Genomic DNA, 14571 nt, shown 5'->3' on the forward strand with positions numbered 1-14571 from the left:
TTATCTTCTAACAGTCTTTTTCGTCAAGAAAAAGTAAAAACATACCCTCATACTTCCATAAAGAACAACATGTAATCGAACATTTTCAAAAAATTCATTCATTAAATCGTTTTACCGCATTTGTTGCACATGATGCTAAAAGAGCCTTTACAGCTTTTAGTTGCATATTTTTAAAAGGAGAAGGCTGGCGCCGCATATTTTGAAACCAGTCGTCGTAGCTTCTCACATCAATTATTTCAATATCTGCCGGCAGCTCTGAAGCATGTATATATCCCGTTCTGTTTAATAATATTTTTCGAATTGGAAAGTCAACCTCCGCATTTGATAAAATCTGTTTTACTATATTTGCTGTCCGCTCCAATCCGATAATGGGAGATAATATTTTTTTCTCACCTTGATCGTCCCGTTTCAGCCAAAATTTCTGTTTTGTACCGATTAATACGTTGTTTTCTTTATATTCTAATGCGGTAAGGCATACGATATCTGTTGGCCGAATGATGATAATTTCTCCTTGGACAGAGGCTTTTTTAATAAGAAAAACCGGATAATACATGACAAAATAAGTGTCAGGAAACCGCTGCAAAAAATATTTGAGCAGCGAATCCTTTTCAAAAGCTTCATCCATCGGGGAAATTTCCCGAATGGTAGAGCTTGCCCATACAAGCTGGGAGTTGAAAATCCGATCTAAAAACAATTGTTTTTCACTATCTAAGGTTGAATGAGCAAATTGGATACTCTCAAACCTTTTTTTAATTTCTTCCCACTGTTGTTTTTTCAAGCGGATAAATTGATTGGCATAACGATTTAGATCTATTTCATACCTTGATATATAATCCTCCATTTTAATCAACTGAGCCAAGATCGCGTCATCTCCTCTTTATCTCTACAAAAATAGCTGAACAACGTACGGGCAGATAATGGAAGCAAATATAGCGCTTAACGTCATCGAAATCGAACCGATTGCTCCTTCCAGACTGCCGTATTCTGCTGCCCTCGCTGTGCCAATTCCGTGGGAAGCTGTACCATATCCGATCCCAATAGCAATTGGATGATGTATGCGAAGTAATTTCAATAAATAAGGTCCAAACATCGCACCAAATATTCCTGCTATCATGACATAAACTGCAGCAAGGGTAGGATTACCTCCAATTATGTCTGTGATATCCATAGCTACCGGCGAAGTGACCGATTTGGGTGCAAGAGAAAGAATCAGTTCCTTATCTATTCCGAATAAAACAGCCATCATAATTCCTGAACACAGCCCGATAATCGTGCCGACGACAACGCTCAAAACAATTGATACAGCGTACTTTTTCAATGTTGATCGATGCTTGTACAGCGGGAATGCCAGCGCGACTACGGCAGGGCCTAGAAGCTCATCAATCCATTTTCCTCCATACATGTACGTATGATACGAAATATGAAATGTAATCAATAAACTAATGATGACAAATGTTGAAGTGGCAATCGGAACTAATAATGGAATATGGATTTTATTGTACAATTTAACCATTAGCCAATAAATCAGCACTGTAGCAAGTATCATTAAGATGGAGACTATTATTTTCATAAGCTTTGATCACTCCCATTCTGCCCAGCAGCCTGCTTTTTTTTTGGCAGCGGTCATCTGGCTGACAAAAGATGAAATGGACATCACCAGCACCGTGCTAATAATGACAATGAATACTGTCAAGATACCTTTTGATTGGAACAGCGAAAAATATTCCATCACCCCAACTGTCGCAGGAATAAATAAAAGGGCAAGATGCTTGACTAAAAAAGAGCATCCGTCTTTCACTAAATTTTGAAAAGGCTCGTAATGCAAAAGAGCGAAAAGAATCAACATGCCTATAATGCTTCCTGGAATCATTAAATGAAACAATTTTTGAAGGAACGTCCCAATAACATAAATGACATACAACAAACCTATTTGCCATATCAAATTAAATATTTTCAATTTTTTTACCCCTTACTCCTCTCATTATCCTCCAAGAGGAATTTGTTTGATCGCTTCATATTTAGGCGTTTGGTCAATATTCGTTTGGAATAAAGTAACAGAACCCACATGAAAATGTTCGTTTAACAAATATGGGTCGCTTTTCTCCTCCAAGGAAAATGAAACCTGTCCTTCCCATTTTCTGGCGACAGTAATATGAGGTCTAAACGGACGTTCATCTAAAGAGAAATCGAAAGCTTTGCACGTATTATAAACTTCATTTCGCAACTGGTATAATAACTCGTTTTCTTTCACGCCTACCCATAAAATTCGTGGATGTTCCCGTTTCCCAAAAATTCCTGCCTCTGAAAGTTCAAGTGAAAAAGACGGAATTTTCCGGCAGGGCTCTAGCAAGCTTTCTGACAGCAAAGCAAGCCTCTTTGCATCAACATTCCCTAAAAACACTAATGTTACATGATAGTCAAAAGGATGGACGTAACGCGAAAAGTGCCACCGATCTTGATTCGCTGATATCCAATTTGTAATACTTTTTGCCGTTTCAATCGGAACATCCAATGCAAGAAAATAATGTTTTTGCATTTTTTTCTATCCTCACTTTCGAACATATTGTAGCAAAAACTGCGCATTCTTTGTATATCCGAGTTTTTCTGTCCGTATAAATTATGATATGATATGGATGGACTATATCAAAAGGAAGTGTTTTGGATGCGCGTAGTTCATAATATCGCTGATTTAATAGGAGAAACTCCATTAGTCAAATTAAACAGAATTAGCCCGAAAAACGGCGCAGATATTTATGTAAAGCTTGAGTATTTTAATCCTACCCGCAGCGTTAAGGACAGAGCTGCTTATAATATGATCGTAGAAGCTGAAAAACAAGGTTTGTTAAAACCGGGAGCTACAATTATTGAACCGACAAGCGGCAACACTGGCATTGGGCTCGCCATGAATGCGGCCGCCAAAGGATATCGGGCAATTATTGTCATGCCGGACACCATGACAGAAGAACGGATCAATTTGCTGAAAGCATACGGAGCTGAAGTTGTATTAACGCCTGGGGACGAGAAAATGCCCGGTGCGATTAAAAAGGCGCAAGAACTGGTAAAGGAAATACCGAACAGCTTCATACCGATGCAGTTTGAAAACCCTGCCAACCCAGATGCCCACCGGAAAACAACAGCTTTAGAAATTGTCGAAGCAATGAAAGAAATAGGAAAACCGCTTTCCGCTTTTGTTGCAACGTCTGGAACAGGAGGAACAATCACCGGCACGGGAGAAACGTTAAAAAAATATTTTCCCGAGATGACCATTCACGTTGTCGAGCCTGCTGGGTCACCTGTTTTATCCGGGGGCAGTCCTGGCAAGCATAAACTTGTCGGAACAAGTCCTGGCTTTATCCCTAAAACATTAAACACGAACATTTATGATGAAATACACAAAGTGAAGGACGATGAAGCTTACGAAATCACCCGCAGACTCGCCAAGGAAGAAGCTATATTAGTGGGACCTTCATCAGGTGCTGCATGTTTTGCCGCAATTCAAGTTGCAAAAAGATTATCTCCTGATGATGTTGTCGTGTGCATGACGGCTGATACAGGCGAACGCTATTTATCAAGCGATTTGTTCTTATTTGAATAACCGTTTATAAATTGCCTTCTTGCTGTTTCTGTGAGATAATTGAATCTAATTATGTAAAGTTTTCTAGGGTTCCGCAAGTGCCGTTCGCTTGGACTGGTCCGAGAGAAAACGCACAAATTGCTGTGTACACGGAAGGATAAAAGCCTGGGAGAATGACCTTATGGTTTCTCGCAGGCTTTTTTGATTATGATGGAAAGGGGAATTTGTTTATGAATTGGTTTTTAATCGTTGTTTCGGCGATTTTTGAAGTGGCGTGGGTCATCGGCTTAAAGCACTCAGACAATGTTTTGGAATGGATGCTAACCGTGATCTCTATTTGCATAAGTTTTTTGCTGCTTCTTTATTTAACTAAAAAATTGCCTACAGGAACTGTATATACAATATTTGTCGGACTCGGCACTTTAGGAACAATTTTATGTGAGATTATTTTATTCGACGCCCATTTCAGCCCGATGAAAATGGTATTTATTTTGTCGCTAATTTGCGGAATCATCGGGCTGAAATATCAAACAAGCAAATTGGAAGCAAAAGAAGGTGACAAATCTTGAGCTGGATATTTTTAATTATTGCAGGATGCTGCGAAGTCATCGGCGTAACAGGATTAACAAAAGTGAACACGTCGCCAAGCTTCTCATCCTTCTTTATGCTAATTGGCGGATTTATTTTAAGCTTATATTTTTTATCGCTTTCGATGAATGAAATTCCGATGAGCATTGCCTATGCAGTCTGGACAGGTATCGGCACTGTCGGCAGCACGCTCGTCGGCATGTATGTATTCGATGAACCGAAAGACAAATGGAGAATAACATTTATCGCCTTAATTATCGTTTCTGTTATTGGTCTGAAGCTAGTAGACTAAAGGACACTTATTTGGCTAATTCATAAATCGCTTGAGCGTAGATGGCTGTCGCTTTTAACAGGTCTTCGATATAAATGTATTCGTCTTTTTGATGGGCGATGTCTTCCCTTCCCGGAAACAACGGACCAAAGGCGATCCCTGCCTTGAGAGATCTGGCATAAGTGCCGCCGCCGATGGAGATGAGCTCCGCTTTTTGCCCTGTTTGCTCTTCATACACTTTTTTCAATGTTTGAATAAGCGGATGATTTTGTTCTACGTAATGGGGAGCTGAATCGGAAAAGTGAATAAGCTGGCAACCAGCTATTTTTTCTAATTTTTCTTTAATCTCGCTCCCTTTTTTTGTTACAGGATAGCGGATATTAATGCTAACGGTTTTCTCTTTCCCCTTTTCGTAATGAATAATTCCGACATTCACCGTTAACTCACCGCTTACTTCATCTTGTGTTGAGATATCCAGTTTTTTCCCTCTTGTATCTTGATAAAAATAACGATTAATCCAATCAACAAAGCCTTTTCCTTCGCCATCTAGCGGCAATGCTGACAAAAAATTCGCCAAATAAATCCCGGCATTTTTTCCGTTATCAGGCTCCATCGCATGAGCGGATATCCCTTCAAGCTCGGCGACTGCACCTTCTTCATTTTGATACATTCGACCTTTTAATTGTGATGCTGATAAAAATTGCTTAAAGCTTTTTTCAACCTCTGAGAAATTTTGGACATTTCCAAGCACAGCTTTCGCAAAATCAGGAACCATGTTAAACCGTCTGCCGGAAGAAAAGCTTTTTAACACATATTTTCCTGCTGCATGTTTATTCACGCTGTTCACCGAAAACACTGCATCGATTATCCCTTTTTCTGCATGAATAATTGGAAAATCAGCATCTGGCGCAAATCCGATGTCAGGCATTTCTTCATGCTTAAAGTAATGATGGACACAGCGCCAGTCACTTTCTTCATCAGTGCCAATGATCATTCTCACCCGCTTAGATAACGGAAGACCTAATTCTTTTACAATTTTCATGGCGTAGTATACTGCCATCGTCGGCCCTTTATCATCCAACGCACCGCGGGCATATATTTTCCCATCATGGATCGTTGCGCCGTAAGGATCAAATGACCAGCCGTCCCCTTCTGGCACGACATCAACATGGCAGAGGACGCCGACGATTTCCTTTCCTTTTCCCATTTCAATATGACCGGCATATCCGTCTAAATTTTTGACTTGAAACCCGTCTTTTTCCCCTTTTTGCAAAAGATGTTCTAACGCTTGCTTAATTCCTTTGCCAAACGGTGCTCCAATTTGTTTTGTTTTTTCATCGAGCACACTTTTGATTTGAAGAAATTTTTGTGTTTCTAAAATAATTTCTTCTTTTCTTTTTAACACTTCATCCATCCAGTTCATGATACGTTCGATCCTTTCTTTCTCTTATTATTTAAGTGTAACATAAAGATTCTCTTTTTTTTCAGCAAAAAAATGTGGTTGTCTTCTTGCAAAAAAGTCAAAAAACGAATATTATATATATGTTTTTATAAAATGTTCGTATTTAATTGGAGGTATCATATGTTTAAACTAAAAGAACACGGAACAAATGTTAAAACTGAAATTATTGCCGGTTTAACCACCTTTTTAACAATGGTATATATCGTTGTTGTCAACCCAATTATCTTATCGGAAGCAGGCGTTCCGTTTGATCAAGTGTTTACAGCGACAGTTGTTGCCACGATCATCGGTACTTTATGGATGGCGCTTTCGGCAAATTATCCGATAGCGATCGCTCCAGGTATGGGAATGAACGCATATTTTGCCTATACTGTTGTTGGGGCGGAAAAAGTTAATTATGAAATTGCCTTTTCAGCAGTATTTCTTGCAGGCATCCTGTTTATTATTCTTTCGCTAACTCCGTTTCGTAAACAAATAATCGAAGCCATTCCAAGCAATTTAAAAAATGGAATTACCGCCGGCATCGGTTTATTTATTGCGTTTATCGGACTAAGATTGACCGGGCTGATCACCGATCATCCGCAAAATTTAGTGACTCTTGGGGATCTGCATTCTCCTTCCGTCGTTCTCGCTCTGGTCGGCCTTGCTATAACTCTTATCTTAATGAGCTTGAATGTTCATGGTGCACTTTTTATCGGAATGATTTGTACCGGCATCATCGCATTTTTTACCGGACAATTATCGTTTGACCAAGGAATTGTTTCAATTCCAAAACTGCCGGAAGGCATTATAATCGCCAACCCGATTGATGCAATTGGGGATGTGATTCAACATGGTTTATTTGCAGTCGTCTTTTCCTTTTTATTAGTGACCATTTTTGACACAACTGGAACAATGATCGGCGTTGCCAAACAAGCAGGTTTAATGAAAGGGGATGAAATGCCGAACGCACGTAAAGCCCTTCTAGCTGACTCAATAGCAGCAACAGCAGGGGCTATGCTCGGAACAACTCCGACGAGTGCTTACATTGAGTCTTCTTCAGGAGTAGCTGCTGGCGGTAGAACTGGTTTGACAACTTTAACCGTTGCCGTATTGTTTGGTGTTGCTGCATTTTTCAGTCCGATCGTTGCAGCTGTGTCCGGCATTTCAGCGATTACAGCACCTGCGTTAATTATAGTTGGAAGCTTAATGATGGGCTCAATTGCCGAAATTAATTGGAAAGAAATTGATGAAGCATTTCCGGCCTTTTTAGTCATTTTAAGCATGCCGCTTACATCAAGTATTGCAACTGGAATTGCGCTCGGATTTATCTCTTATCCTCTCATGAAAGTCATGAAAGGAAAATGGAAAGAGGTTCATCCATTTTTGTACATTTTCGCCGTACTATTTTTCATCCAGCTCTTTTTCCTGGGAGGTCATTAATTAAGAGGCTTTCCCAAAAGGAAAATCTATTAAAAATAAAAAATGGATATCGGGCTTTTGAAATTGGAGATGCCTCTCTAAGCTGATATGCACCCCTTAAGGTAGAGCAATCTGTTTTGCCTTAAGGGGAGTTTTTCTATGTATGTCATCCATTCTAAAGTGTCTTTCCATGTATTAAGATTGGACGCAGGCTGCACCTCTATATAGTTGGAACGAACTATTAAATTTGTGGAGCATTAATCATCATAAGGGTTTATCTAGAAATTCAAGTCCTATTAAGTCATAAACGTCGATAGGATTGTCAATAATCCTTACAAACGACTTTTTAGGCAACCACAGTTAAAATATCATCATGATCGTAACGGTATGAGGTGTAGGTGAACAAGAAAAGGAACGTCCATAAATTTGTAAGTGTGTAAGGGGATCAGAAGAGATAAATGACTTTATTACCGAATAAAGCATAATCTGAGATATTCTATTGAACGTTACACAAAATTCTTGACAGTACCTTTATTTGCAATTTTTTTATTCCCTTCCTATTTTTCTTCTAAATTTTTATTTATAAAATTTTTCATTACCTTATTTACCTTAATTCCTCCATTTAAGCCATTCGTTCTGTAACTTCCTATATGTATTCCTATAACTTCATTTTTACTATTTAAAATCGGAGATCCCGATTGACCTGATGTCGTATCTATATCATAATAAAGATTAAAGATATCTTCGCTCAATACCCTTCCATTCATTTCATATTGTGAGACTGTACCAGTTTCCTCCAGTTTATCAACTGGATAGCCAATAACTTTAATAGGCTTTCCTTTGGTATACTTAATATTTTTAATATCCAACTTTTCTATGTTTTGCCCAATGGGTTTATCTAATTTGATAATGGCATAATCAAATTTAGAATTCCCTGAATGAATATATGGTTCTGGAACAATATATTCTATAGAATCTGCAGATTCAAAAGGAAATTCATCCTTATTTACTCCTGGATATATTGTACTATTTCTATAAAACTGTTTTGTGTCTGGATTATATACACAATGGGCTGCGGTCAAAACCTTATCATCGTCAATAATCGTTCCTGTACAGATTGAGTCAAGAGAGTATATGAAAGAAATAGATGAGTAGGGTTTTTTTTCTGAATTTTCTACTTCAGATCGTTCATCTTTCCCAATAATTGAAAAAGGAGTAATGATTGTATTAATGTTTCCTTCTTTAGCACCCGCATTAATATTGTTATTAAAGAGAAAAATAAATAGAATAGTAAATTTTAAAATAAAAAAACATCGACTATTTTTCATTTTATAAATTCCTTTCACTTATTTGTATTTTGGGATTGCTTATCTTCTCTTTCTATCATTTTCCCAATTGTTCCAATTCCCAAAAAACCAAAATACATAATTGTATAAAAAATTATCTCTGTATCAGAATAGAATTTAACAATATTCATACGTGGTACTGTAATTTTCATATAAAAAATAAATAATGATAACTCGATTATGTGAACGATGAAAATTCCTCCAATTTTATTAAACCCCGTATAATTAACAATAGTTTCCAATAAGATACTTAAAGGAATAAGTAAGATAAATCCAGCAAGTACATTCAAAGATAAAAATATTGGTCCATAAAAACTTAAAAACTCGAAACTAACAATTATACTCGCTACATACTGTAAACCCATTATGAAACATATAATGATAATTAAAACAATTACTATAAATATAGGAACTAAAAAAAAATCTTTTTTCATGTCAACAATTAAAAGCAGAACAGTTGACTGTTCTGCTCCCTCCTTATTTCTTAAGTTTATAATAGAAATGAAACGATAATTTTAGCAATATCATCTGCAACATCTTCTGGTATACCAGCTTTTTGAAGACCTTTAGATATTCCGCTTTCTGTTGTTTTTTCTGCTTTTTCCAGTCCATCGGCTATTTTTAATCGATATTTTTTTATTTTATTAGCTGCTGATTTGCTTAAAGGTGCGAGAGCTTTCTCAAGTACCCATCCACCTGCTCTTAATATTGATGCAAGAACTTTTAATTTAGCTTCTTCATCGACTGAATCTTTCACTACTTTAGATGTTGCTATTTTAGTTGTCTTACTATGAGTAGCTGCCGATGCTCCTATTGGTCCAATTCCTAAGATTAATATACTAAGACTTATTACTGCAGTAACACTTTCGATTTCATAATTTTCATTTTCTTCCCCCTTTCTTTTTAAAATTTTAAAAATTCTATATTATTTTTACCTAAAATTATAACATATAATACCAATAATGTAAATATTTTTCTAATAGCACAACATTAATACTGCCAATTCATCTCTTTATCCATATCCTCCTATCTCAATAAAAATCTATACTTATATCGTAACACGTATCGAGATTGTTCGAGAAAGTTTCACCATCTTAATAGGGCTTATCGTGTTCGTTCTTCTATGCCAAACGCACATTTTTCCTAGACAACAATGTTACATTTTATTTGTATTCTTACTGTAAATGTTATCTAAGTAGTAAAAAGAAATATATCATCATTGAAGTATTTTTATGCATAAGATTTCCAACATTTGTAAGGTTAGTTCCTTTCATCTTTTTTATGATCATCAATTTTGACAGCAAAAATTTGCCTTTGTTCATACAACGTTTTTTATTTGCATCTGTATTGCTTAGACAAAGATAATTTGTGAATTTTTGAAAATCTAATCACCAATGGAACCTTTTTTACCGGTTGAAGGAATCATCACTTCACTATTTGTCTATTCGACTGGGGTCAGTTCAAGCTGTTAAATCGGCCTATGAGAGGTAAGTATTGTAAATATTATGTGAATTTTATGAACACACTGGAAAGTTTACATGTAAATTGTGTATAATGGAATTGTACCACTTTAGGAGTTTGACATCTAATGCATGGACATTGAAGAGTATGTAGGTTTGTGATTTCGATGCATTAAATGATAGGGAGTGGTTTTTTGAAACCTTCAACAAACCGTATGCTAACCCGAATCAAATCCGTCTACATGTTCATTCATGAAAGGGGTACAGTAACAACTCAAGAGCTTGTCGATGAATTTGGTATTACCCCCAGAACGATTCAGAGGGATTTAAACGTGTTAGCATATAACGATTTAGTGCACAGTCCTGCAAGAGGAAAATGGGCAACAACTAACAAGAAGGTCAAGATGTCATCCTAGCTACTAAAAAAAGAAAATTTGGTTATTCGTTCACATACATATATGGGGCTGATCCAAAAGTTACATAACTTTTGGTCTCAGCCCCTTTTTGTCTGCTGTTGCAAGCAATTTCCACCTTTTTCGGCGCCAGTTTGTCCGCCTTTTTAAAAAACGGAAGTTCAATTTGAACGTTTTTCAAACTACAAAGGAAAATCGGCTGAATCGCCCGGCTGCCCTTGAATCGATCGCAGTTGTTCTAATTCTTCTTTTGTCAGTTCTCGATATTCCCCTGTTTGCAATGTTTGATCTAGTTCAAGCGTTCCCATTTGGATTCGTTTTAAATATTTCACTTTTTTTCCGACAGCAGAAAACATCCGCTTAATTTGATGGTATTTCCCCTCCGTTATGGTGACAAAAACTTCAGAAATGTCGTCTGCCTTAATAATTTCAAGCAAGGCAGGCTTTGTAACATAACCGTCATCAAGTTTTACACCTGCTTTGAACCGCTCGACATCTTCCTCTGCCACTAGACCAATAACTTCCGCAAAATATTTTTTAGGAACATTTTTCTTGGGCGATGTTAATTGATGGGCAAGCTGTCCGTCCGATGTTAACAGCAATAGCCCTTCGGTATCTTTGTCAAGCCTGCCGACAGGAAAGGGATTATAGCGAAGATCTTCCGGATCAAGCAAATCGACCACAGTCTTTTGGACGTTGTCTTCTGTAGCAGATAAAAAACCAGCTGGCTTGTTCATCATGAAATAAACATGTTCTTTGTACAACACCTGTTCACCGTGAATGATGATTTCTTGTTTATTCGGGTCGACATTTGTTTTCGGATCCGTCACCACTTCTCCATTAACATGAACGGCCCGTTCCTTTAGCAGCTTTTTTACTTCTTTTCTGCTGCCGTAGCCAGCATGTGCTAATAGTTTATCAATACGCATATTATCTACCCCCTTTCCTTCCTCTTACTTAAAAATCTAGTTCCAAAAATAACTTTTAGGAATCCTGATTGCTTAGCCAGCCAAAAATACGAGCCTGCTCCTAATAATGCAGCAATTCCAACCATGATGGCGGCATTTGTTTTACTTGCATGGTAATCAAAAAAGACAGTGAAGAGAGAGGAAAACGCTACAACGACAATTGACATACAGATGACCAAAATTCCCGTAAATATTGTTCTTTTCCAAAATCTTTTATACGAGTAGCCTGTATGACGGCGAATCATCATTAATCCGTATATGAGCGAGCCAAGAAACCCGATCGCAGTTGCCATAATCGAACCGTATGCACCAAACTGCGTGATAAGCCAGCTGTTTAAACAAATTTTTAGCAGAAGACCGAATGCAAGGCTGATGACAGCCAATTTTTGTTTATTAATCCCCTGCAAAATGGCGGCTGAAACAGTGAAATAAGAAAAAAGCAAAGCGATCGGTGCATAGGCAGCTAAAATGCTCGCACCTGTTTCATTGTCATTATAAAAAAACATGTAGATTGGTTCGGAAAGAATAATGATCCCAATGGATGCAGGGAGAACGAGAAACATTAATGTTTGAAACGCTTGGTCAATTTGTCTTCTAACAAACGGAAAGTTTTGATTCGTGAACGCATTTGTAATGGCCGGCACGAGCGTTAAGCCAAAAGCAGTTGCTAAAGAAACAGGAATCATGACAATTTTATTCACTAAAAAATTGACCATGGCATATAATTCTTGCGCTCTTTCGCCTTCTCCCGCCTGAATCATAGCTTTATTAAACGTAAAAGAATCGACAAATTGATATAAAGGAATAGCTAGTCCGACAAATACAAACGGACCGGCATACCTGAACACCTCGAGAAACATTTGCTTCGTAGAAATGCCGGAAGGTTCAATTTTGTTCTCCTGCATCGCCAATAAGGAATTTTTTCTTTTCATCCAATACAAAAAAAGGACGAACAGCCCGCCGATGGCGCCAACAAAGGCGGCAAATGTCGCATAACCCACCGCTGTAATGATATCGCCATGTAATACTTTTAAAATGATATAGCTGGAAACAAGCAAAAAAATGATGCGCACTAGCTGTTCTATTACTTGGGAAACGGACGTCGGGCCCATTGACTGATGCCCTTGAAAAAAACCTCGTATTAAACTCATGATCGGAACAACTATAAGCGCAAGGCTGACCATTCGTATAACATATGTGACATCCTCAACTGTCACACCTTGCAGCTCCTGTTGGCCAAGCTGGTGTTCCGCAAAGAAAGGCGCAGTCACAAATAAAATAAAACAAGTGAAAATTCCTCCAAGAAGCATAAACAGCATCCCAGATCGAAACATTCTGCGGCTTGTCTCGTAATCACCAATGGAATTATATTTTGCGACAAATTTTGAAATGGCCATAGGAAATCCCATTGTCGCAACGCTTAAAAAAATCGTATACGGAACATATCCATATTGATACAAAGCACTTCCCGTTTCTCCAACCAACGCGAAAAACGGAATGACATAAATCATTCCTAAAATCCTTGAAATATATGTACCTAATGTTAAAATAAACGTCCCTCTTAATAATTTATCCGACATCTTTTGCTCACCATTGTTTCTAACAAAAATTTTCAACTATAACATTTTACCACATTCACTAGGAACTAAGATATAGTCATCACTCATTGAATTCAAAAATTCATCTTTTTATAATGATATAAGACTAGGATGTAGACGAAACTAGGATCAATCTAAAAGTACGAATAAATTGGACAAGCAACATCAACTTCTTAAAGGTTGTGAGAATATGAATTATGATGTAGCAGTAATTGGAGGAGGACCATCTGGATTGATGGCCGCCATCGCCGCCGCTGAAAACGGAGCGAACGTGCTGTTAGTCGATAAAGGAGAAAAATTAGGAAGAAAGCTGGCGATCTCCGGTGGCGGACGGTGCAATGTAACAAATCGCCGGTCAATTGAAGAAATTATCAAAAATATTCCCGGCAACGGACGATTTTTGTATGGCGCTTTTTCGCAATTTAATAATGAAGACATTATACGCTTTTTCGAAAACCTTGGAGTTCGTTTAAAAGAGGAAGACCATGGCCGGATGTTTCCAGTATCAAACAGAGCTCAAGACGTAGTCAATGCGCTACTTTCCGAACTAAAAAGGCTGAACGTTACAATTAAAACAAATCATCCGGTTGAAAACATCGAATACAGTGAAAGCAAAGTAAAAGGAATCTGGTTGAAAAATAAAACCTTTATTCCTGCCAAAGCTGTTATCGTAGCTGTAGGAGGAAAATCTGTCCCTCATACCGGAAGTACTGGAGACGGATACGTGTGGGCCAAAAAAGCCGGTCATACTGTGACGGAATTATTTCCAACTGAAGTGCCGATTACTTCGAATGAACCGTTTATCCGAACAAAACAATTGCAAGGCCTGTCGTTAAGAGATGCGGCTTTAAGTGTGTTGAATCAAAAGGGCAGACCGATTATTACGCACAAAATGGATTTTATTTTTACCCATTTCGGCTTATCAGGTCCTGCTGCACTAAGATGCAGCCAATTTGTTGTAAAACAATTGAAAAAAGAAAAAACGGTGACGTTGTCAATTGACGCTTTGCCTACTGAAAATGAAGAAAATCTTTTTCAGCATATTTGGCTGAATTTGAAAGGCGAACCGAAAAAGGCTGTTAAAAATGTATTAAAAGGTCTCTTGCCTGAACGATATTTACTATTTTTGCTGGAAGAATCCGAAATCGACCATTCGATGACATTCTCCCAGCTTTCAAAAGATAAGCTGCGTCAATTTGTTCGCTTAGTGAAAGATTTCCGCTTCGAAGCAAACGGCACGCTTCCAATCGAAAAAGCGTTTGTGACCGGCGGAGGCGTTTCTATAAAGGAAATTGATCCAAAGACGATGGCCTCTAAACTAATGAACGGTCTTTATTTTTGCGGTGAAATATTGGATATTCACGGCTACACGGGCGGCTACAACATCACGGCTGCGCTCGTAACCGGACGGTTGGCAGGCTTGTACGCAAGCCGTTACGTGGAAAAGGGCGAACCGATAAGTTGAACTGCCTCCTGTTAAGTAGTCAGTG

The 14571-nt window shown here is 37.9% G+C and carries 15 protein-coding genes and 1 riboswitch; of the genes, 6 read left to right on the forward strand and 9 right to left on the reverse strand.

Translation table 11 applies throughout. The features are described 5' to 3' along the window. Nucleotides 1-94 precede the first annotated feature (94 nt). From FB379_RS00800 to thpR, 4 genes are read right to left on the reverse strand one after another with little or no spacing between them, the layout of a single operon-like run. Entirely contained in the window at nt 95-859 is a 765-nt protein-coding gene (locus tag FB379_RS00800) for an NERD domain-containing protein (RefSeq protein WP_130157150.1), read from the reverse strand. Between the two features lie 24 nt (nt 860-883). Further along, a complete protein-coding gene (locus FB379_RS00805) occupies nt 884-1570 on the reverse strand; it encodes an LrgB family protein (protein ID WP_186439324.1) in 687 nt (228 codons plus the stop codon). Nucleotides 1571-1579: 9 nt separating this feature from the next. Continuing rightward, nucleotides 1580-1957 (reverse strand): CidA/LrgA family protein, encoded by a 378-nt coding sequence (locus tag FB379_RS00810; RefSeq protein WP_311067008.1) that lies wholly within the window; start codon nt 1955-1957, stop codon nt 1580-1582. Between the two features lie 24 nt (nt 1958-1981). Beyond that, nucleotides 1982-2536 (reverse strand): RNA 2',3'-cyclic phosphodiesterase, encoded by a 555-nt coding sequence (gene thpR, locus FB379_RS00815; protein ID WP_144596676.1) that lies wholly within the window; start codon nt 2534-2536, stop codon nt 1982-1984. Between the two features lie 126 nt (nt 2537-2662). Here thpR and cysK point away from each other — a divergent pair, with 126 nt between their 5' ends. The 3 genes from cysK to FB379_RS00830 all read left to right on the forward strand — a co-directional run bounded on the left by cysK (nt 2663) and on the right by FB379_RS00830 (nt 4454). Beyond that, complete coding sequence (gene cysK, locus FB379_RS00820) at nt 2663-3595, forward strand: cysteine synthase A (protein WP_063386604.1); 933 nt, start codon at nt 2663-2665, stop codon at nt 3593-3595. 52 nt (nt 3596-3647) lie between these two features. After that, nucleotides 3648-3748: riboswitch (guanidine-I (ykkC/yxkD leader) on the forward strand. Between the two features lie 56 nt (nt 3749-3804). Then, entirely contained in the window at nt 3805-4143 is a 339-nt protein-coding gene (locus tag FB379_RS00825) for a DMT family transporter (RefSeq protein WP_130157146.1), read from the forward strand. Further along, a complete protein-coding gene (locus FB379_RS00830; protein ID WP_063386602.1) occupies nt 4140-4454 on the forward strand; it encodes a DMT family transporter in 315 nt (104 codons plus the stop codon). Before FB379_RS00825 ends, FB379_RS00830 begins: the two co-directional genes overlap by 4 nt. A 7-nt stretch (nt 4455-4461) precedes the next feature. Here FB379_RS00830 and pepV read toward each other — a convergent pair whose 3' ends face one another. Continuing rightward, the gene (gene pepV / locus FB379_RS00835; protein WP_144596678.1) at nt 4462-5856 is read right to left on the reverse strand and encodes a dipeptidase PepV; all 1395 of its coding nucleotides are present in this window, start codon (nt 5854-5856) and stop codon (nt 4462-4464) included. Between the two features lie 159 nt (nt 5857-6015). On the opposite strand from pepV, the gene FB379_RS00840 reads away from it, so the two are divergent. Further along, nucleotides 6016-7317 carry an NCS2 family permease gene (locus tag FB379_RS00840; RefSeq protein ID WP_063386600.1) on the forward strand — a complete coding sequence of 434 codons (1302 nt, stop codon included), beginning with the start codon at nt 6016-6018 and terminating at the stop codon, nt 7315-7317. A 536-nt stretch (nt 7318-7853) separates the two neighbouring features. Here FB379_RS00840 and FB379_RS00845 read toward each other — a convergent pair. Further along, a complete protein-coding gene (locus FB379_RS00845) occupies nt 7854-8624 on the reverse strand; it encodes a trypsin-like serine peptidase (protein ID WP_144596680.1) in 771 nt (256 codons plus the stop codon). 508 nt (nt 8625-9132) lie between these two features. Further along, entirely contained in the window at nt 9133-9399 is a 267-nt protein-coding gene (locus FB379_RS00850; protein ID WP_066249485.1) for a hypothetical protein, read from the reverse strand. A gap of 897 nt (nt 9400-10296) precedes the next feature. On the opposite strand from FB379_RS00850, the gene FB379_RS00855 reads away from it, so the two are divergent. Beyond that, entirely contained in the window at nt 10297-10518 is a 222-nt protein-coding gene (locus FB379_RS00855; protein ID WP_063386591.1) for a DeoR family transcriptional regulator, read from the forward strand. 179 nt (nt 10519-10697) lie between these two features. Here FB379_RS00855 and FB379_RS00860 read toward each other — a convergent pair whose 3' ends face one another. Both FB379_RS00860 and FB379_RS00865 read right to left on the reverse strand, forming a co-directional pair. After that, nucleotides 10698-11444 (reverse strand): pseudouridine synthase, encoded by a 747-nt coding sequence (locus tag FB379_RS00860; RefSeq protein WP_094245293.1) that lies wholly within the window; start codon nt 11442-11444, stop codon nt 10698-10700. A gap of 5 nt (nt 11445-11449) precedes the next feature. Beyond that, nucleotides 11450-13063: a putative polysaccharide biosynthesis protein gene (locus FB379_RS00865; RefSeq protein ID WP_144596682.1), complete on the reverse strand. Its 1614-nt coding sequence runs from the start codon at nt 13061-13063 to the stop codon at nt 11450-11452. A gap of 208 nt (nt 13064-13271) precedes the next feature. On the opposite strand from FB379_RS00865, the gene FB379_RS00870 reads away from it, so the two are divergent. Further along, a complete protein-coding gene (locus tag FB379_RS00870) occupies nt 13272-14546 on the forward strand; it encodes a BaiN/RdsA family NAD(P)/FAD-dependent oxidoreductase (RefSeq protein ID WP_144596684.1) in 1275 nt (424 codons plus the stop codon). Nucleotides 14547-14571 lie beyond the last annotated feature (25 nt).

This window comes from Aeribacillus composti (assembly GCF_007827555.1).
In the GTDB taxonomy this organism is placed as follows: domain Bacteria; phylum Bacillota; class Bacilli; order Bacillales; family Aeribacillaceae; genus Aeribacillus; species Aeribacillus composti.